Source organism: Actinomycetospora rhizophila, assembly GCF_042657905.1.
Taxonomy (GTDB): domain Bacteria; phylum Actinomycetota; class Actinomycetes; order Mycobacteriales; family Pseudonocardiaceae; genus Actinomycetospora; species Actinomycetospora rhizophila.
The window spans coordinates 1-18,419 of record NZ_JBHSKG010000001.1 but is presented as its reverse complement, the minus strand read 5'-3'; the positions used below and the strand labels follow the sequence as shown (position 1 = coordinate 18,419).

Sequence of the window (18,419 nt, the reverse complement as noted above, 5' to 3'; positions counted from 1 at the left end):
GTGGGGTAGGGCTGGGAGCCGACAGGTTCGGGGAGTCCAGCGAGGAGGACCGTGGGCCGCCGCCTCCGTGGGGTCGGGCGCGAGCTGCGCTCACCGGTGACGTTGCTGCTGGTCGTCACGTGCGTCGTGGCCGGGGTCTGGGCCGCGCTGGTGCTCACCCCCGACCAGGACGTCGAGGCGTTCGGGCAGCAGATCAGCGTCGGTGTCCAGCCGCCGACCTCGACGGTGTCCGGGCCGCCGCGGATCGTCCAGATCGGCAACACGAGCCTCGACGTCCCCGACGTGACCATCTACGGCCCGATCCGTCCCCAGCTCTCGATCGGCCCGGTCGCGCGCAACGAGACCGCCGGTTCCGCGCTCGAGTCGCTGGCCGACGGCGACAGCCCCACCGAGGCGCTCGCGGCGATCGTGACGGGGTTCGAGCGCTGGTTCGGCACGGCGACGCTGATCCTCGTGGCGGTGGTGCTCGGGGTGTGCGGGCTCGTCGGCTCGCTGCGGGTCCTCGCCACCCTGCGCTCCACCGCGCGCCGCTCCGGTGCGGGCGCCCGCCCCGCGGTGATCGCCCGCAGGCTCTCCCGGACGCTGACGCGCTCGACGCTCACGGCGCTCGCCGTGTCCCTCGTCGTCTGGGGCGTGTGCGGTGTCCTCGCGGTGGCCGGCGCGCAGGACCTCCGCAGCGCGCGGTCGCTCACCGACCTCACCGGCGCCCACCACGTGACCCCCTCGCCGGTGGGCCCGGCGGTGTCCGGGGTGCGAGGTGTCGTGATCGGGGACTCGCGGGTCGCCCGGCTCGGCGGGACCCCGGCGCCCGACGCGTCGCCCGAGGACGTCGCCTGCGCCCGCAGCACCGACTCGCTGGCCCGCCAGGTCGGCGCGGCGATCGGCGACGACGTGCTCAACCTGGCCTGCTCGGGCGCCCGCATCACCGCGGGCCTGCGCGCGCCCCAGCAGACGGGCGGGGTCGCGGTGCCGCCGCAGATCGGGCGGCTCAAGCAGGTCGAGGACCCGGCGTTCGTCGTCGTCGCCGTGGGCCCCAACGACCTGAACTGGACCGACCTCATCGGCTACTGCTACGCGGTCGCCGACTGCGCGGACAACTTCACCGCCGGCGAGTTCGGCTACCGGCTCGCGGCCTTCGACCGCGACTACGCCGACCTGCTCGCCGACCTCGCGACCCTGCCGTCGAGGCCGCGCGTCGTCGTCATGACCAGCTACGACGTGCTGCGCCCGGACGCGCGGTGCGCCACCGCGCGGGGCCCGGTGCAGTACCCCGGCCTGACCCCCGCGGAGATCCAGCTGCTCGCCGACCGGAACGCCGCGCTCAACGGGGTGCTCACCGCCGGGGCGGCGCGCTACGGCTTCGACGTCGTCACGCCACCGCTGACGCCGCTGTGCGAGCCGTCGCCCGACGGGCTGGGCCCGGACCTCCAGGCGCTCGACGACCCGTACCCGTTCCACCCGACCGGGATCGGCGAGCTGCGCCTCGCGATCCCCGTCGTCGACCGGATCGGGATGCCGCCGATCGCGGCGCCGCCACCCGGCTGAAGATTCGTTCGCTCCAACGGGCGCGTCCGCTCGGCGTAACCGTGCGCCGGAGTGCTTCGACCGGGCCCGCGGTGGTTATCCGGCAGGCCCCGACACCGGCGCGAAGGAGCACCCCGCTCGTGAAGATGCGGACGCTGGGGCGGACCGGCATCAAGGTCAGCCCGTACTGCCTCGGCGCCATGATGTTCGGCGCCTGGGGCAACACCGACCACGACGACTCGATCCGGATCATCCACCGGGCGCTCGACGCCGGCATCAACTTCGTGGACACCGCCGACGTCTACGCGCAGGGCGAGTCCGAGGAGATCGTCGGCAAGGCCCTGAAGGGCCGCCGCGACGACGTCGTCCTCGCCACCAAGGCGCACGCGCCGATGGGCGACGACCCGAACCACCGCGGGAACTCCCGTCGCTGGCTGGTCGCCGAGGTCGAGAACTCGCTGCGCCGCCTGCAGACCGACCACCTCGACCTCTACCAGATCCACCGTCCTGACCCCGAGACCGACGTCGAGGAGACGCTCTCCGCGCTCACCGACCTCGTGCGCAGCGGCAAGGTCCGCGCCATCGGGTCGTCGACCTTCCCGGCGTCCGAGATCGTCGAGGCCCAGTGGGTCGCCGAGCGCCGCGGCCTGCAGCGCTTCCGCACCGAGCAGCCGCCGTACTCCATCCTCAACCGCGGCATCGAGCGCGAGGTGCTGCCGGTCTGCCGCCGCTACGGCATGGGCACGCTGGTCTGGAGCCCGCTGGCCATGGGGATGCTCACCGGCAGGATCCGCAAGGGACAGGAGGCCGGGACGCAGCGGGCGCAGCGCACGCCCGGCCGCTTCACCGACGAGCGCAAGCTCGACGCCGTCGAGGAGCTGATCCCGCTCGCCGAGAAGGCGAACCTGTCGATGGTGCACATGGCGATGGCGTTCGCCGTGTCCCACCCGGCCGTCACCTCGGCGATCATCGGGCCGCGCACGATGGAGCAGCTCGAGGACGTGCTCGCGGGGGCCGAGGTCACCCTCGACGACGAGGTCCTCGACCGCATCGACGAGATCGTCCCGCCGGGGGTGGACGCGAACCCCGGCGACGTGTCCTACGAGCCACCCGCCATCGGCGACGTCTCGCTCCGTCGTCGGCCGCCGGGGGAGCGCGCCGCCGCAGGAAATTAATTCCCTCGAAGCGCCCGGGGCGCCCCGCGACATCGGGCATCCCTCGGACAACACCGATCACAGAAGTCCCAGGTCCGGAAGGGGTCCGCGATGGGCACCGTCGCAGTCGTGATCATCGTCGTGGTGGTGCTGCTGGTCCTCGCCGGCATCGCCGCCCTCGTGCTGGCGAGACGACGCCGGCAGCAGCAGCTCGAGCAGGAGTTCGGGCCGGAGTACGAGCGGCGCGTTCAGGAGACCGGCGACCGCAAGGAGGCCGAGAAGGAGCTGCGGCAGCGCAAGGAGCGCCACGACCAGCACCAGCTCCGGCCCCTGCAGTCCGACGAGCGCCAGCGCTTCCACGCCGACTGGCAGCAGGTGCAGCGCGGGTTCGTCGACGACCCGGGGGGCGCGGTCGAGCACGCCGACGCGCTGCTCGTGACGATCATGCGGGCGCGTGGCTACCCCGTCGAGGGTGGCGAGCGCCGGACCGACGACCTCTCCGTCGCCCAGCCGCACCTCGTCGAGGACTACCGCGAGGCGCAGCGCGTGGTGACCGCCCACCGGCAGGGCACTGCGACCACCGAGGACCTCCGCGGCGCCTTTACCGCGTTCCGCACCCTCGTCGAGGCCATGCTCGACGACGGGGGCGACGGCCGTGGCGACGGCGGCGCGGACGGTCGGCGCGACAGGCACGGTGACGGGCGCGCCCCCGACGGCGCCACCGAGCGCATCGCGGGTGGCGACGACGGCCGGTTCGGCCACCCGAACGCCGGCACGGAGCGGATGCAGGGCGCGCCCGGTCAGGGCGTCCCGCCCGGAGGCGCGCCCCCGCAGGGTGCCCCGCCGCGGGGAGCACCCCGGCAGGGCGTGCCGCACCAGGGCGCGCCGCAGCAGGGCGCTCCCCAGGGCGCGCCGCAGGGAGTTCCCCCGCAGGGTCCGCCCCCCGGCGGACCCGCCGGCCCCGGCCGGCCACCGTCGGCGCCTCCCGCGTCCGGCGGCCCCGACGGACACCAGGAGCGCAGGCGATGAGCCATCCCGAGCAGGGCCAGCCCGCAGGTCACCCCGCCGAGCAGCGTGGTCACGAGCGCCCGGGCGGTTACGACGAGGACCCCCTCCAGAACGCCGGGGCACCCGGCCAGGCCCAGGGCGGCCAGTACGGGCAGCGGTCGGCCGGCGGCGGGTACGCCGAGCAGCTCGGCGGGCCCGGCCAGCAGCAGGGTCACCCCGACCAGTACGGCGGCCAGGTCGGCGATCCGTACGGCGGCCAGCAGGCCGGTCAGTACGGGCAGGCGGCCGGCGGCGGGTACACCGAGCAGCTCGGCGGGCCCGGCCAGCAGCCGGGCCACCCCGACCAGCACGGCGGTCAGGTCGGCGGTCAGGTCGGTGGCCAGCACGGCGACGCGTACGGCGGCCAGCAGGCCGGTCAGTACGGGCAGCAGCAGGCCGCGGGCGGGTACGCCGAGCAGCTCGGCCAGCCCGGCCAGCAGCCCGGCCAGCCCGGTCAGCACCCCGGTCAGGCCCCGGGCGACCAGTCCTTCGGCCCGGGCCCCGGTGGCGGTGCCGGCGGTCCGGAGTACGGCGGCGAGCCCGGCGCGTACCCCGGCCCGCCCGACCACTCCCGCGGCGCCCCGGGCGAGCCGACCGGCCGTGACGACGACCGGTGGGGCGCGCAGGGCAACGGCGCCCCGGTCGGCGGCTCCTCGGCCGGCGGCGCCTCGGGCGGCGGCGCCTCGGGCGACGACCGGTACGCCGGCGAGGGCTCGACGATCATCGATCCGCAGCGGGCCGAGCACTGGCGCTCCCAGTGGGAGGACGTCCGGATGATGTTCGTCGACCAGCCCCGGGACGCGGTCGCCCGCGCCGACGGCCTGGTCGGCGAGGTGCTCGACGAGCTCGCGCGCACCTTCACCCAGCAGCGCAGCGAGCTGGACCCGAACGCGGTCGGCGACCCCTCCACCGAGGAACTGCGCCGCGCCGTGCAGCGCTACCGGGAGTTCTTCGACCGGCTGCTCACGCTGTAGCCGCCGGCGGTCGGCACTACCGTGCGCGCGTGGTCTCGACCAGCGCGTTCGGCAGTGCCCTCGACCGTCTCGCCCCCGTCGTCGGTGCGGTGACCAGGGCGCACATCGCGCTCTATCGCCGCACCGGCGGCCGGGTCGGCCATACCGCCCCGGGGTTGCCGACGATGCTGCTGCTCGAGCACGTCGGTGCGCGCAGCGGGACGCCGCGCACCACCCCGCTGCTGTACTTCACCCACCCCGACGACCCGGACGACCTCGTGATCGTCGCGTCGTACGGCGGGCACCCGCGCCACCCGGCGTGGTTCCACAACCTGCGCGCGCACCCGGACACCACGGTCCAGGTGCGTGACGAGGTGCGCCCCGTGCACGCGCGCGTGGCGGACGACGCCGAGCGCGAGCGCCTGTGGCCCGCGGCGATCGCGACCTACACGCCCTACGCCGGCTACCAGCGCCGCGCCGACGAGGTCGGGCGCACGATCCCGTTCGTGGTGCTCACGCGACGGCAGTAGTGGCATCCGCCCTGACGTGCTCGATCCTCAAGAAGGGCGGCGGGTCGTCGGGGTCGAAGGCCGCGGTGGGCGGCGTCGCGCGTGGCTCGTTCTCCGTCGTGGTCCGGCCGGACTTCGCGGCGAATCGTCGACGCCCCAGCTCGGCCCCGGCCGATCCCTACCCCAGCCGCACGTGGTCCGGGGTCAGGTCCTTGACCGACGACACCCCGAGCAGCGCCATCGTCCGCCGGATCTCGGCGGTGAGGATGGTCGTCAGGTGCTCGACGCCGCGCTCGCCCCCGGCCATGAGCGCGTAGAGGTACGCGCGGCCGACGAGGCAGCCCGAGGCGCCGAGCGCGACGCCGGCGACGATGTCGGCGCCGGACATGATCCCGGTGTCGAGCAGCACCTCGGCCTCGCCGCCGACCTCGGCGACCACCGACGGCAGCGTCTCCAGAGGCACCGGCGCGCGGTCGAGCTGGCGCCCGCCGTGGTTCGAGACGACCACCGCGTCGGCGCCGGCGTCGACCACCCGCCGCGCGTCCTGCGCCGTCTGGACGCCCTTGACGACGAGCTGTCCGTTCCACGTGGATCGGAGCCACGCGAGGTCGTCGAGGTTGAGCGCCGGGTCGAACATCGTGTTGATGAGCTCCGCGACCGTGCCCTCCCACGACGTCAGGGCCGCGAACTCCAGCGGGTCGGTGGTGAGCACGTTCAGCCACCAGTGCGGGTGGCGCGCCATGTCGACCAGGGTCCGCGCGGTCAGGGCCGGCGGGATGGTCAGCCCGTTGTAGGCGTCGCGCAGGCGGGCCCCGCCGACCGGGGTGTCCACGGTCAGCATGATCGCCTCGTTGCCGGCCTCCTGCGCCCGGCGCACGACCTCCTCGCTCGCGGCCCGGTCGCGCCAGAGGTAGAGCTGGAACCAGCGCCGGGTGTCCGGGGCGGCCGCGGCGAGGTCCGCGGGCGAGATGGTGCCCATCGTCGAGAGGGTGTGCGGCACCCCGATCCGGCCGGCCACGCGCGCCACGGCCGCTTCGCCCTCGTGGTGCATCATCCGCGTGAACCCGGTCGGCGCGAACGCGAACGGGTAGGCCGAGGGCCCGCCGAGCATGGTCGTCGAGGTGTCGATGTGCGAGACGTCGCGCAGCACCGAGGGCCGGAACTCCAGCGCGGCGAACGCGTCGCGGGCGCGCCGCAGCGAGAGCTCGGCCTCGGCGGCGCCGTCGGTGTAGTCGAACACCGCCCGCGGGGTGCGGCGCCGGGCGATCTCCCGCAGGTCGCCGACGGTGTGGGCGCGCGCCAGCCGCCGGCGCACCGGGTCCGGGTCGGGGCGTGCCATCCGCAGCAGCGGGCGCAGCTCCGACGGGCGCGGCAGCCGGCGCGCCGTGCGGCCTGTGGGCGGGTGCTGCGGCGGGGTCGTCATCGCCCGGCTCCTCCTCGTGACGGCGTGCCCGGGACACCGGGGCCGTTGCTCACCGAACGGGGCCGGGCGCGCAACGTCAAGGGAAGCGGGGTCGAGTGAGAGGGACTCCGATGGTGGCGGGGAGGCTCCACCCGCGGCGGGGTCCGGTGCGGTACAACCGTCCCGAAGCGCCGGCACCGGCGATCGGGGAGAGGACGAGGTCGTGAGCTACCCGGAGCGTTCGTGGAACGACGGCGATGTCGAGGTCCTCGGCCGCCGACTCTGGGCGGGCGGGGTGGCGACGGCCGTGGTCGCCGCGGGCATCGCCATCGTCGGCGTGCTGATCATCTCCAACGTCTTCGACCTGGGGATCCAGACCGCGCAGCGCAGCGGCGCCCTCGTCGACAACGCGCTGACGATCATCCCGGTCTGCGCGGTCATCGCCGCGCTCGCCGGCACCGCGCTGCTGCACCTGCTGCTGCTGACGACGCCCCGCCCGGCGACGTTCTTCTCGGCGATCGTCCTGCTCGTCCTCGTCGTCCTGGTGCTGCAGGTCTTCCTCGCCGCCGGCGGGGTGGTCGACCACATCGCCACGGCCGTGCTCTACGCGGCGATCGGGCTCGCGATCATCTCGATGCTCTCGGGGGTCTCGCGCACGGCGGTCCGGCCGGCGGCGCAGGGCGGCTGGGGCGGACGCCAGTACGACGGCCGCTACGACCAGCGCTACGGCACCTACGAGCGCCCGTACGAGGACCCCTACCCCCAGCAGGACCAGCGCACGACGCGCTACGACCCGCGCGGGCCCCAGGGCGGCGGCCGCTGGGGGTGACGGGCCGGGCCGGGTGTGTCCCGGGTCACGCGCCGTTGCGTGACGTTGATTCTATTGACGCGCCGTTGCCTTGACCCCTCCTCCGAGGGCTGACGACGATCGACCGGCGTGATGCTCCACGCGGGCGCTTCCTGCTGCCCGCGTCCAGCTTCCGTCGGCCTCCCCCGCGGAGGGCGACACCGGGAGGAGAGGTCGATGGCACCCACGACCGTCAACGGCACCAGCAACGGCACCGATCGCTCGCACGAGGTCCTCCACCGGACCCCGTCGCCGGCGGGCGGACCGGCGGCCCCGTCCCGGCCCGCCGACCTCGAGGCGGCCCGCGCGTCCCTGCGCCTGGCCCTGCCCGAGCCGGGCAGCAAGTTCAGCCAGGACGACGAGTTCTGCGTCGTCGCCGAGCCCGACGGCACGTGGCGCGAGTACCGCTTCCACGACTACGACCGCATCTTCGGGGTCCCCGGGCTCTACGAGAAGATCTTCTACGACGTGCTCGGCTGCGACTCGCCGCGCTTCATGGTGGGGCTGCTGAGCGAGGCGCTGGCGGCGGCGGGCGAGGCGGCCTCCGCGCTGCGCGTGCTCGACCTCGGCGCCGGCAACGGGATCATGGCCGAGGAGCTCGCCGCGGTCGGTGTCGACTACGCGGTGGGCGTCGACATCCTCACCGAGGCCCGCGACGCCGCCCTGCGCGACCGTCCCGGCCTCTACGCCGACTACCGGGTCGCCGACCTCACCAAGCTCCCCGCGGCGGAGCGGGAGGCGCTGGCCGGGCACCGGCTCAACGCGCTCACCGTGGTCGCCGCGCTCGGCTTCGGCGACATCCCGCCGGCCGCGTTCCGCACCGCCTACGACCACGTCGACCAGGACGGCTGGGTCGTCCTGACGATCAAGGACGCGTTCCTCGAGGCCACCGACACCTCCGGGTTCGGGGGCATGATCGGCGAGTCGATCCGGTCGGGCGCCCTCGAGGTCGTGCGCCGCGAGCGCTTCCAGCACCGGCTGGCCACCGACAGCAGCCCGCTGCTCTACGAGGGCATCGTCGCGCGCAAGCGGGGTCCGCTCGCCGGCTGACCCCGGGCTGAGACGCCCGCCTCTGACTCGTCGGTAACCGTGTGACCCAGGTCCCAGCGGGGCACACTCGCCACGGGGGCGTGTCGGCGCGGCACGCCCGGAGTCGACGTGGAGGTAGGTCGCCGACATGACCGTGGAGCAGCACCGCACCCAGCCGCCGATGAGCCAGAACGGCGTGGGCGTCGATCTGGCCCGCTCCCTGGAGTCGATCGTCCCGGCCGACGTGCTGGCCGAGGTCGACCCGGCCCTGTGGGGGCGCACGGTCGTGCAGGTCGCCCAGGGCCTCGCGACGCACCCCGCGGACGTCGGGCGGGTCGTCGCGTCGCACGCGGCACTGGCCGCCCGGATCGGGACGGCGACGGTGGCGCGGCTGTTCGGCTCGTCGGCGGACGGGCCGGTGCCGGTGGAGAAGGACGGCCGGTTCAAGGACCCGACGTGGGAGGAGAACCCGGCGTACTGGGGGCTGCGCCAGCAGTACCTCGCGCTGGTGGCCACGCTGCACGACCTCGTCGACGCCGCGGGCCTCGACGAGTCGTCCCGCGAGCGGGCCGAGCTGCTGGCCGACGTCCTGGGCAGCCTGCTCTCGCCCACCAACCTGCTGCCCGGCAACCCGTCGGCGCTCAAGCGCGCCTTCGAGACCGGCGGGGCGAGCGTGGTGTCCGGCTTCCGGCAGATGCTCGACGACCTCGCGACCAATCAGGGCCGCCCGCAGCAGGTCGACCGCACGAGCCTGCGCGTCGGCAAGGAGCTCGCGGCGACGCCCGGCAAGGTCGTCTACCGCAACCGCCTCATGGAGCTCATCCAGTTCGACCCGCAGACCGACGAGGTCCACGACATCCCGATCCTGGTCAGCCCGCCCTGGATCAACAAGTACTACATCATGGATCTCGCCCCGGGGCGCAGCCTCCTGGAGTGGGCGGTCCAGGCCGGGCACACCGTGTTCGTCATCAGCTACCGCGATCCCGACGAGTCGATGGCCGACACCGGGCTCGACGACTATCTCGAGCTCGGCAACCTGGCCGCGCTGGACGTCGTCCAGGACATCACCGGCGCCGAGAAGGTCAACCTCGTCGGCCTGTGCCTCGGCGGGCTCATGGCCACCATCGCCACCGCGACGCTCCAAGCCCGCGGCCAGGGCGACCGGATCAACTCGCTGACCCTGACGAACACCCTGCTGGACTACTCCGACCCGGGCCCGGTCGCGAGCTTCGTCGACCCCGAGATCGTCGAGCGGCTCGAGCGCAAGATGGCGAAGACCGGCTACCTGCCCGCCGAGTCGATGGCCGGCACGTTCGACCTGCTGCGCGCCAACGACCTGATCTTCAACTACGTCGGGCCGAACTGGCTGGAGGGCCGGACGCCGCCCGCGTTCGACATCCTGGCCTGGAACAACGACTCGACGCGCATGCCGGCCAAGATGCACGCGTTCTACCTGCGCCACTTCTACCTGCAGAACGAGCTGGCACGCGGTGAGCTCGAGCTGCTCGGTGAGCACCTGTCGCTCAAGTCGATCACGAACGACACCTTCATCGTGGCCGCGGTGAACGACCACATCGCGCCGTGGCGCACCTCGTTCCAGTCGACCTCGCTCCTCGGGGGCGACGTCACCTTCACGCTGTCCAACGGCGGCCACATCGCCGGCGTGGTGAACCCGCCCGGCCAGAAGGCGAAGTACTGGCTCGGTACCGTCGGCGGCGATGCCGCACCGGACGCCGACACCTGGCTGCAGCGGGCGAGCGAGGTGAAGGCCTCCTGGTGGGAGCCGTGGCGCGACTGGATGGCCGAGCGGGCCGGCGGGATGCGGCAGCCGCCGCCCACCGGCTCGGACGCCTACCCGCCGCTCGAGGACGCGCCGGGCTCGTACGTCCTCGGCAGGGCCTGAGCCGGACCACACGCCGGGTAACGGGACGGGGTCATCGGTCGAAGAACGGTTGACGGGCCCTCCGGGGCTCCGCCACCGTGTTGCGAGGAGCGCATCTGCACCGCGTCCCCCGCAACCGACCGACCGCTGCCTTCACCACCCGAGGGTGTTGCCCGATGAACCGCCACGCCTCCGTCGCCCTGCGTCGCAAGGTCGACGACGCCGTCGGTCCCGCGTACGACCCGGTGTTCCTGCGCCTGGACCTGCTCCTCGCCAGCCGCGAGGCGCGCTGCCCGTGCGCGGCGTGCGCCTCGCGCGTCGCCGAGCGCCTCGACCGGCTGGTGGCCTGCCTGCCGCAGGCCTGAGACCGGTGGATCGCGCGGGCCGCGTGTGACCGGTGCCATCAGGGCACCGCGCCGCACGGTGCATGCTTGGTAAACTGAGCGCTGTCACCGACGACGCGGAGGATCCACGCATGGCCACCCCCACCGCCGACCCGAACCTCGACCAGGTCCGTGAGCGGGCCGTCGACATGTTCGCCCAGGTCCAGGAGGCAGGGCTCCGGTTCGCGGGCTCGCTGGCGGAGTCCTGGACCGCCGCGCTGCAGAACGTCCCGGGTGCCGGCGCCGTCAGCGGGAGCGCGCCGTCCGCGGGGCTCCCGGGCCTGCCCGGCCTGCCGCGCACGCCCGGCGAGGCCGTCGACCGGTTCTACGACACGGGCGTCCAGATCCTCGAGGCGCAGCGCAACGTGGCCCACCAGGTGCTCGACGCGGTCGCGCCGGCGCTCCCGACGTCCGTCCGCGCGGCGACGTCGCGGCCCCGCTAGCACGGTCGTGGCCGGCCCGGCCGGGGCGTGGGAGGACCACCGCCGCGCCCTGGGCGGGTTCATCCGCAGCCAGCGCCAGCTCGCGCGCCTCTCGCTGCGGCAGCTCTCCGCCCTGAGCAACATCTCCAACCCGTACCTGAGCCAGATCGAACGAGGGCTGCACGAGCCGTCGGTCCGCGTGCTCCACGCGATCGCGGAGGCCCTCGACATCTCGGCCGAGTCCCTGCTGCTGCAGGCCGGCCTGGTGCGCGAGCACGCCGGGGGCACCCCGGCGGAGGCCGCGGGGTCGGGCGGGGCGTCCACCGAACGGGCGATCCGCGCCGACCCCCGGCTCTCCGACGCGCAGAAGGAGGCCCTCATCTCCGTGTACCGGAGCTACACCGCGGCCACGGGAGGCACGCCGTGAGCGCGCTCCCCGTGGACCCCGACCCCGACCCCGATCCCGCACCCCGCCCCGAGTGGGTCGGCGACATCGTCGTCGCGGGACACCGCCTGCACGTCGCCCACCGCCCGGGTGCGCCCGGCCGGATGCCGCTGGTGCTGGTCAACGGCATCGGCGCGAGCGTCGAGTTCCTCGACCCCCTGGTCGAGGCCCTCGACGTCGACCGGCCCGTCGTGCGCTTCGACGTCCCCGGGATCGGCGGCTCGCCCCTGCCGTGGGTGCCGCTGCCCATGGCCGGGCTCGCGGGCCTGCTCTCCGGCCTGCTCGACGCGCTCGGCTACGCCCGCGCCGACGTGCTCGGCCTGTCCTGGGGCGGCGGCATCGCCCAGCAGTTCGCGCTGCAGCACCCCGACCGCACGGGGCGCCTCGCGCTCGTGAGCACCGGGACCGGCGCGATGATGGTGCCGGCGCGGCTCACCGTGCTCGCGAAGATGCTCACCCCGCGGCGCTACAACGACCGGCGCTACCGGCACGACGCCGGCGCGGAGATCTACGTGGGCGAGGACCAGGCCGCGGTCGACGAGGTGTTCGGCCGCGCTCGCCCGGTCGCGTTCCGGGGCTACCTGTTCCAGCTGATGGCCCTGATGACGTGGACCAGCCTGCCGGTGCTGCCGTTCATCGGCGCGCCGACGCTGGTGCTCGCGGGGCGGCGCGACCCGGTGATCCCGGTGGTCAACGCCCACCTCATGGGCACGCTGATCCCGCGCGCCACGGTGCACCTGCACCAGGGCGGCCACGTCGGGATCCTGACCCGCCCGCACGAGCTGGGGCCGGTGCTCGAGGACTTCCTGGACAATTGAACACCTGCCAACAGAGCCCCTAGGGTTCGGGCATGACCGCCTGGCAGACCTGGGTCCCCGCACGCCTCACCTACCCCGAGGTGCCCGTGGGGGCGCTGCTCGACGGCGCCGCGCGCCGGTACGGCGACCGCGTCGCGTTCTCCCACCACGGCCGCGCGCTGACGTTCACCGGGATGTGGCGCGCCGCCTGCGGGCTGGCCCACCACCTGCACGCGCGCGGCGTCGTGCCGGGCGACGTCGTCGGCGTGCACCTGCCCAACGTGCTGTCCTACCCCGTCGCCTACTACGGGATCCTGCTGGCCGGGGCCACGTTCACCCCGGTCAGCCCGCAGTTGCCCGCCGAGGGCGTCGCGGTGCAGCTCGCGGACGCGCGGGCCGTGGCCGTGATCGGTCTGCAGGACACGGGGTCCGGTGTCCCGCTCATTGCGACGAACGGGGTCACGGTCGCCGACGGCGCGGAGGCGGACGAGGCGCCGGTGGTCGACGTCGACCCCGCCGTCGCCCGCGCCCACCTCGCCTACACCGGCGGCACCACCGGCAGCCCGAAGGGCGTGGTGCTCACCCACGCCAACGTCGTCACCAACGTGCTCCAGTACGCCTGCCACGGCAGCGGGTCGCGCCCGGCGCCCGGCCTGGCCGGCGACGTCGGTCTCGAGCAGGTCGGCCCGCCCGAGGAGTGGCCGGTCCGCCTCGGCGAGGGCACCGGCATCGCCGTCGCCCCGTGGTTCCACGCGATGGGCACCATCGGCGGGATCGGCGTCGCGGTGGTGTCGGGAGCGACGAGCATCGTCCACGAGCGCTTCGACCCGGCCCGTCTGCTCGCCGACGTCGAGACCCACCGGGCCACGACGATCTCGGGCGCGCCGCCGCTGTTCCACGCCCTGCTGGCCCACCCCGAGGCCGCCGGGCGCGACCTCGCCTCGGTGCGCACGGTGACCTCGGGCGCGGCGCCGATGCCGGTGGCGCTGGCGCAGCGCATCGCCGAGCGCATGCCCGAGGCCGTCATCGTCGAGGGCTACGGGATGACCGAGGCGACCATGGGCCTGACGATGGGCGCGACCGCCCGCTCGGCGCACCGGCGGATCGGCACGGTGGGCGTCCCCGTGCCCGACACCGAGATCGTGGTGGGCCCGACCCCCGGCGAGCCCGCCGGGGTGGGGGAGGCCGGCGAGGTGTGGGCGCGGGGCCCGCAGGTGATGGCCGGGTACCTCGACCGGCCGGAGGCGACCGCCGAGACGCTGGTCGACGGCTGGCTGCGCACCGGCGACATCGGGGTGCTGGGCGAGGACGGCCAGCTCGAGATCGTCGACCGGGCCAAGGACATGCTGCTCTACAAGGGCTACAACGTGTACCCGCGCGAGCTCGAGGAGCTGCTGGTCGCGCGCCCCGAGGTCGCCGCGGCGGCCGTCGTCGGGCGCCCCGACGTCGCGGTGGGCGAGGAGCCGGTCGCCGTCGTCGTCCCCGCACCGGGCCAGGAGGCCTCCGCCGAGCTCGGGGCGCGGCTCGCGACGGCCCTCGACGAGCGGGTGGCCCCGTACAAGCGGCTGCGTGCGGTGCACCTCGTCGACACGCTGCCGGTCTCGGCGGCGGGCAAGGTGCTCAAGCGCGAGCTCCGCGACGGGCTGGGCGGCGCGCTCGGGGAACCCGTCTGGCGCCGTGAGCAGGGCTAGAGTGTCCGCATGGCCCGGATCCGCATCGTGCGCGCCGCCGACGGACGGCAGTGGATGGTGCGCCAGAAGCTCGAGTGGACCGACCCCTCGACGGGGGAGGACTTCGAGCACGACATGCAGGGTGGCCGGCTCGCGGCCATCGGCATCGTCTCGATCATGGGCCTGCTCTGGGTCGCGCTGCTGGCCTGGTGGGCCACGGGCAGCCAGGGCGTGGTCGTCCCGCTCTGGGTCTGGCTGATCCTGCTGCTCATCGTCGGCTTCTTCCCGGGCCGCTGGGTGCTGCGGCGCCCGCGCACCCTGGTCGCCGAGACACCGGGCGGCTCCGACGGGTCCGCGCCCGAGCGCTGGGTGGGCTGGGTGCGGGGCACCGCGGCGGCGCGCGAGGAGATGATGCAGACCGTGCGCAGCCTCGAGACCCGCGCGACGCCCGCCTACGCCGACAGTCCGCTGCAGCCGGTGAGCTAGATGCCCGAGCTGCCCGAGGTCGAGGCCCTCGCCGAGCACCTGCGCACGCACGCGCTCGCCCGGCCCGTCGCGCGCCTCGACGTCGCGAGCATGACCGTGCTCAAGACCTTCGACCCGCCGGTGTCCGCGCTCGTCGGGCGGCTCGTCACCGGGGCGTCGCGGCACGGGAAGTTCCTGGACGTCGACCTGGACGGGCTCCACCTGGTCGTGCACCTGTCGCGGGCGGGCTGGCTGCGCTGGCACGACCAGGCCTCGGCCACCCCGCCGAAGCCGGGCAAGGGGCCGCTGGAGCTCCGGGTGCACCTCGAGACCGTCGGCGGTCCGGGGTTCGACCTCACCGAGGCCGGCACGCAGAAGCGCCTGGCGGTGTACCTCGTCGACGACCCCCGGCAGGTCCCGGGCGTCGCCAAGCTCGGGCCGGACGCGCTGGCGATCTCGCGGGCGGAGTTCGGCGAGCTCCTCGCGGGCCGCACCGAGCGGCTGAAGACCCTGCTCGCCGACCAGCAGGTCATCGCCGGCATCGGCAACGCCTACTCCGACGAGATCCTGCACGTCGCGAAGCTCTCGCCGTTCGCCGCGGCCGGCAAGCTCGACACCGACGCGGTCGACCGGCTGCACGCCGCGATGGTCGGGGTGCTCACCGGGGCGGTCGAGCGCGCGGTGGGCCAGGACGCCGCCCGTCTCAAGGGCGAGAAGCGCTCCGGGATGCGGGTGCACGCCCGCACCGGCCTGCCCTGCCCGGTGTGCGGCGACACCGTCCGGGAGGTCTCGTACGCCGAACGGTCCTTCCAGTACTGCCCCACCTGCCAGACACAGGGCCGCGCGCTGGCGGACCGTCGCCTGTCCCGTCTGGTCAAATAGCTCCCGTGCCCGACTGGTTGACCGACCCGCGCTTCCTCGCCGCGCTCGGCGGGGTCGTCGCGCTGGTGATCGCGGTCCTGGTCTACCGGCGGGTGAAGCGCCGCAACCAGTTCGCCTCCCCGCTCGAGCGCGCCACGTTCTCGACGCTGCACACGGTGTCGCTGGCAGCCCCGGCGCTGCGCGAGGGGCTCTCGGAGGGCTCCGCGCAGTTCGCGGTGCCCTACCTGCGCACGCTGCTCGACACGGAGGCCCTGTCGATGACCGGGTCGGACTGCGTCCCGCTGGCCTGGGACGGCGAGGCCGAGCACCACAGCCTCGACGTGCGGCAGTACGCCGAGAAGGTCATGCGCACCGGGCGCCAGCAGGTGGCCAGCCGCAAGGACATCGAGTGCGGCTCGCAGGACTGCCCGGTGCGCGGCATCGTCGTCGTGCCGCTCGAGGTCGACGGCAACGTCGCGGGGACGCTGGCCGCGGTCAGCGCCGACACCCCGGGCCCGGTGCTGCTGCGCGCGTCCGCCGAGGTCGCCCGCTACGTCTCCAGCCAGCTCGAGCTCGCCGACCTCGACGAGTCCCGCGCCCGGCTCAACCGCGCCGAGGTCCGGGCGCTGCGCGCGCAGATCTCGCCGCACTTCATCTACAACGCGCTCAACACCGTCGCCTCGTTCATTCGCACCGACCCGGAGCGGGCCCGCGAGCTGCTGATGGAGTTCGCCGACTTCACGCGCTACTCGTTCCGGCAGGCCGGCGAGTACACGACGCTCGCCGACGAGCTCAAGAACATCGACCGCTACCTCGCCCTCGAGCACGCCCGCTTCGGCAACCGGCTGCACGTGAAGGTGCAGGTCGCGCCCGAGGTGCTCTCGGTGGTGCTGCCGTTCCTGGCACTGCAGCCGCTCGTGGAGAACGCCGTGCGCCACGGGCTGTCGGGCAAGCCGGGCGGCGGCACCGTGTCGCTGACGGCGGAGGACTCGGGCGCCGAGTGCACGATCATCGTCGAGGACGACGGCGTGGGCATGGACCCGAAGGCGCTCACCGAGGAGAACCGCGACGCCCACCTCTCGGGCGCGCACGTCGGGCTCGGCAATGTCGACGACCGCATGCGCTCGGCCTTCGGCCCCGACTACGGCCTCGTCGTGGAGACCGAGCGTGGCGCCGGCACGAAGATCATCCTGCGTGTCCCCAAGTTCCGGGCGGGCGTGCGCGTCTAGCCCGGCCCGTGGCGTGGGGTGTGGCTGTCGCCTCCCACGACGCCCGCGACCCCGGGCGTTCGCGTCCAGCGATCCCCGGTTGATCTCGGCACCACCCGGGTCGCGGCTAGCGTGGAGGTCATGAACCTGCGCTTCGGTCCGGCCCTGTCCTCCGTCCTGCCCGGCCCCCTCGCGGCGGCGACCGGGCAGCGCACCGTGAGCGTGGTCCGCCTGCAGGGTGTGATCGCGGCGACGTCCGGCCCGGTGCCGCGGGCGGTCATCAACATCACCGCGGTCGAGGACGCCCTGCGCCGCGCGTTCACCGCCGACCGCGTCGAGGCCGTCGCCCTGGTGATCAACTCGCCGGGTGGGTCGCCGACGCAGTCCGCGCTGGTCGCCGACCGCATCCGCGGTCTCGCCGAGGAGCACGAGGTCCCGGTGCTGGCGTTCTGCGAGGACGTCGCGGCCTCGGGCGGCTACTGGCTGGCCTGCGCCGCCGACGAGATCTACGCGCACCCGACGTCGCTCGTCGGCTCGATCGGCGTCGTGTCGGGCGGTTTCGGGCTCACCGGGCTGATCGAGCGCTACGGCATCGAGCGGCGGCTGCACACCGCGGGGCAGAACAAGGCGCGCCTCGACCCGTTCCAGCCCGAGAAGGCCGAGGACGTCGAGTGGCTGCTCGGGATGCAGGGCGAGCTGCACGAGATGTTCATCGAGTGGGTGCGCGCGCGGCGCGGGGCCGCCCTGACCGAGTCCGACGACCTGTTCACGGGCGAGGTCTGGACGGGCCGCAAGGCCAAGGAGCGGGGGCTCATCGACGACCTCGGCACCGCCCGCGAGGTCCTCGGCCGGCGCTTCCCCGACGCCGAGCCGGTGACGGTCGAGCCGCGCCGCCCGCTGCTCGCGCGCCTCGGTCTCGGTGGCGTGGCCGCCCCGTTCACGGCGCCGGCCGCGATGGCCGACCCCGTCGGCTCGGCCCTCGACTGGATCGAGCACCGCGCGCTGTGGACCCGCTTCGGGCTCTGACGGGCTCTGACGGGCCCCGATTCGCTCCCCACACTCGCCCGGTCGGACCTAGGCTCGGCGGGTCGGGCACCGGGTCGGAGGAGCGGCCCGGGAGCAGGAGGGAAGCGGGAGGTGGTGGGCCGTGCCGCTGCCCGGCGTCCCGTGGGGCGGACGTGACACCTCGGTCCTGAGCCACGAGCTCATCCACCGCTGGATCCACGACGGCGCCGACCCCGCCGCGCTCGACTCGGCGCGCCTGCGCCACGCCGCGCGGGGCGAGGAGCTCCGCGCCGCCGCGCAGCGCCTCGAGCGCGCCCACGGCCAGCTGGGCGCCTCCTGGCGCGGCCGGGACGCGGATGCCGCCGCCTCCCACGTGCGCACGCTCGTGGCGCGCATGAGCCGCCTCGGGGACGCCGTGACGGGCCAGGCCGGCAGCCTCCAGGGGGTCCGGGACGCCCTCGCGCGCGTCCAGACGCTCGTCGGGCCCCCGCGCGCGCCCGCCCTGCCCGTGCTGGGCAGCTCGCCCGCGTCGCCCGGCCTGGCGGGCGCGCTGGCCGCCGGCGGCCCGGCCGACGGGTTCGGGACCTTCCAGGCCGCGCAGGCCGAGGAGCGCGCCGCGCAGGGCGCCTACCGCGCCTACCTCCAGCAGACCGGGCTGGCCGCCCGCGGCGCCCCGTCCGCCGTCGACGGGCTCGCCGGGCGGGCGTCCGTGGGTGCGGCCCCCGAGGTCGCCGGCACGGCGCGGGGCGCCCTGGCCGGGCCCGGCGCGGTGCCCTCGGCCGGCGACGCCGCGCCCCCGGGCCGGGGCGGCGTCCT

19 protein-coding genes are annotated in these 18,419 nt (G+C 74.7%); 18 read left to right on the top strand and 1 reads right to left on the bottom strand.

The window, feature by feature from the left end; all coding sequences use genetic code 11:
- Nucleotides 1-51: 51 nt before the first annotated feature.
- The 5 genes from ACFPK1_RS00095 (at nt 52) to ACFPK1_RS00075 (ending at nt 5,208) form a co-directional block, all read left to right on the top strand.
- Nucleotides 52-1,545 (top strand): GDSL-type esterase/lipase family protein, encoded by a 1,494-nt coding sequence (locus tag ACFPK1_RS00095; protein WP_378018864.1) that lies wholly within the window; start codon nt 52-54, stop codon nt 1,543-1,545.
- A gap of 119 nt (nt 1,546-1,664) precedes the next feature.
- Complete coding sequence (locus ACFPK1_RS00090; protein ID WP_378018863.1) at nt 1,665-2,699, top strand: aldo/keto reductase; 1,035 nt, start codon at nt 1,665-1,667, stop codon at nt 2,697-2,699.
- A 90-nt stretch (nt 2,700-2,789) separates the two neighbouring features.
- On the top strand, nt 2,790-3,707 hold the full coding sequence (locus tag ACFPK1_RS00085; RefSeq protein WP_378018862.1) for a hypothetical protein: 918 nt from the start codon (nt 2,790-2,792) through the stop codon (nt 3,705-3,707).
- Nucleotides 3,704-4,699: a hypothetical protein gene (locus tag ACFPK1_RS00080; RefSeq protein ID WP_378018861.1), complete on the top strand. Its 996-nt coding sequence runs from the start codon at nt 3,704-3,706 to the stop codon at nt 4,697-4,699. Before ACFPK1_RS00085 ends, ACFPK1_RS00080 begins: the two co-directional genes overlap by 4 nt.
- 29 nt (nt 4,700-4,728) lie before the next feature.
- Complete coding sequence (locus ACFPK1_RS00075) at nt 4,729-5,208, top strand: nitroreductase family deazaflavin-dependent oxidoreductase (protein ID WP_378018860.1); 480 nt, start codon at nt 4,729-4,731, stop codon at nt 5,206-5,208.
- A gap of 157 nt (nt 5,209-5,365) precedes the next feature.
- Here the strand turns inward: ACFPK1_RS00075 and ACFPK1_RS00070 are convergent, their stop codons facing one another.
- The gene (locus tag ACFPK1_RS00070; RefSeq protein ID WP_378018859.1) at nt 5,366-6,610 is read right to left on the bottom strand and encodes an alpha-hydroxy acid oxidase; all 1,245 of its coding nucleotides are present in this window, start codon (nt 6,608-6,610) and stop codon (nt 5,366-5,368) included.
- Nucleotides 6,611-6,812: 202 nt separating this feature from the next.
- Here ACFPK1_RS00070 and ACFPK1_RS00065 point away from each other — a divergent pair, with 202 nt between their 5' ends.
- From ACFPK1_RS00065 to ACFPK1_RS00005, 13 genes are all read left to right on the top strand, one after another.
- Nucleotides 6,813-7,418 (top strand): hypothetical protein, encoded by a 606-nt coding sequence (locus ACFPK1_RS00065; protein WP_378018858.1) that lies wholly within the window; start codon nt 6,813-6,815, stop codon nt 7,416-7,418.
- Nucleotides 7,419-7,613: 195 nt separating this feature from the next.
- A complete protein-coding gene (locus tag ACFPK1_RS00060; protein ID WP_378018857.1) occupies nt 7,614-8,486 on the top strand; it encodes a methyltransferase domain-containing protein in 873 nt (290 codons plus the stop codon).
- A 127-nt stretch (nt 8,487-8,613) separates the two neighbouring features.
- Nucleotides 8,614-10,368 carry a PHA/PHB synthase family protein gene (locus tag ACFPK1_RS00055; RefSeq protein ID WP_378018856.1) on the top strand — a complete coding sequence of 585 codons (1,755 nt, stop codon included), beginning with the start codon at nt 8,614-8,616 and terminating at the stop codon, nt 10,366-10,368.
- 155 nt (nt 10,369-10,523) lie between these two features.
- The gene (locus ACFPK1_RS00050) at nt 10,524-10,712 is read left to right on the top strand and encodes a hypothetical protein (RefSeq protein ID WP_378018855.1); all 189 of its coding nucleotides are present in this window, start codon (nt 10,524-10,526) and stop codon (nt 10,710-10,712) included.
- A gap of 110 nt (nt 10,713-10,822) precedes the next feature.
- Nucleotides 10,823-11,173, top strand: a complete 351-nt coding sequence (locus tag ACFPK1_RS00045) for a hypothetical protein (RefSeq protein ID WP_378018854.1) — start codon at nt 10,823-10,825, stop codon at nt 11,171-11,173.
- Between the two features lie 7 nt (nt 11,174-11,180).
- On the top strand, nt 11,181-11,579 hold the full coding sequence (locus tag ACFPK1_RS00040) for a helix-turn-helix domain-containing protein (RefSeq protein WP_378018853.1): 399 nt from the start codon (nt 11,181-11,183) through the stop codon (nt 11,577-11,579).
- On the top strand, nt 11,576-12,415 hold the full coding sequence (locus ACFPK1_RS00035; RefSeq protein WP_378018852.1) for an alpha/beta fold hydrolase: 840 nt from the start codon (nt 11,576-11,578) through the stop codon (nt 12,413-12,415). Before ACFPK1_RS00040 ends, ACFPK1_RS00035 begins: the two co-directional genes overlap by 4 nt.
- A gap of 32 nt (nt 12,416-12,447) precedes the next feature.
- Nucleotides 12,448-14,085, top strand: a complete 1,638-nt coding sequence (locus ACFPK1_RS00030) for a class I adenylate-forming enzyme family protein (RefSeq protein ID WP_378018851.1) — start codon at nt 12,448-12,450, stop codon at nt 14,083-14,085.
- 9 nt (nt 14,086-14,094) lie between these two features.
- Nucleotides 14,095-14,550, top strand: coding sequence for a hypothetical protein (locus ACFPK1_RS00025; protein ID WP_274284687.1), 456 nt, complete (start codon nt 14,095-14,097; stop codon nt 14,548-14,550).
- Entirely contained in the window at nt 14,551-15,411 is an 861-nt protein-coding gene (locus ACFPK1_RS00020; protein WP_378018850.1) for an Fpg/Nei family DNA glycosylase, read from the top strand.
- A gap of 5 nt (nt 15,412-15,416) precedes the next feature.
- Complete coding sequence (locus ACFPK1_RS00015; protein ID WP_378018849.1) at nt 15,417-16,619, top strand: histidine kinase; 1,203 nt, start codon at nt 15,417-15,419, stop codon at nt 16,617-16,619.
- Between the two features lie 120 nt (nt 16,620-16,739).
- A complete protein-coding gene (locus tag ACFPK1_RS00010) occupies nt 16,740-17,624 on the top strand; it encodes a S49 family peptidase (protein ID WP_378018848.1) in 885 nt (294 codons plus the stop codon).
- 121 nt (nt 17,625-17,745) lie between these two features.
- A partial coding sequence (locus tag ACFPK1_RS00005; protein ID WP_378018847.1) for a WXG100 family type VII secretion target occupies nt 17,746-18,419 on the top strand: 674 nt, incomplete at its 3' end.

Coding starts and splice junctions, on each gene's coding strand:
- ACFPK1_RS00060 (WP_378018857.1), top strand. CDS start 7,614: ATGGCACCCACGACCGTCAACGGCACCAGCAACGGCACCGATCGCTCG.
- ACFPK1_RS00010 (WP_378018848.1), top strand. CDS start 16,740: ATGAACCTGCGCTTCGGTCCGGCCCTGTCCTCCGTCCTGCCCGGCCCC.
- ACFPK1_RS00050 (WP_378018855.1), top strand. CDS start 10,524: ATGAACCGCCACGCCTCCGTCGCCCTGCGTCGCAAGGTCGACGACGCC.
- ACFPK1_RS00080 (WP_378018861.1), top strand. CDS start 3,704: ATGAGCCATCCCGAGCAGGGCCAGCCCGCAGGTCACCCCGCCGAGCAG.
- ACFPK1_RS00085 (WP_378018862.1), top strand. CDS start 2,790: ATGGGCACCGTCGCAGTCGTGATCATCGTCGTGGTGGTGCTGCTGGTC.
- ACFPK1_RS00025 (WP_274284687.1), top strand. CDS start 14,095: ATGGCCCGGATCCGCATCGTGCGCGCCGCCGACGGACGGCAGTGGATG.
- ACFPK1_RS00070 (WP_378018859.1), bottom strand. CDS start 6,610: ATGACGACCCCGCCGCAGCACCCGCCCACAGGCCGCACGGCGCGCCGG.
- ACFPK1_RS00020 (WP_378018850.1), top strand. CDS start 14,551: ATGCCCGAGCTGCCCGAGGTCGAGGCCCTCGCCGAGCACCTGCGCACG.
- ACFPK1_RS00045 (WP_378018854.1), top strand. CDS start 10,823: ATGGCCACCCCCACCGCCGACCCGAACCTCGACCAGGTCCGTGAGCGG.
- ACFPK1_RS00030 (WP_378018851.1), top strand. CDS start 12,448: ATGACCGCCTGGCAGACCTGGGTCCCCGCACGCCTCACCTACCCCGAG.
- ACFPK1_RS00055 (WP_378018856.1), top strand. CDS start 8,614: ATGACCGTGGAGCAGCACCGCACCCAGCCGCCGATGAGCCAGAACGGC.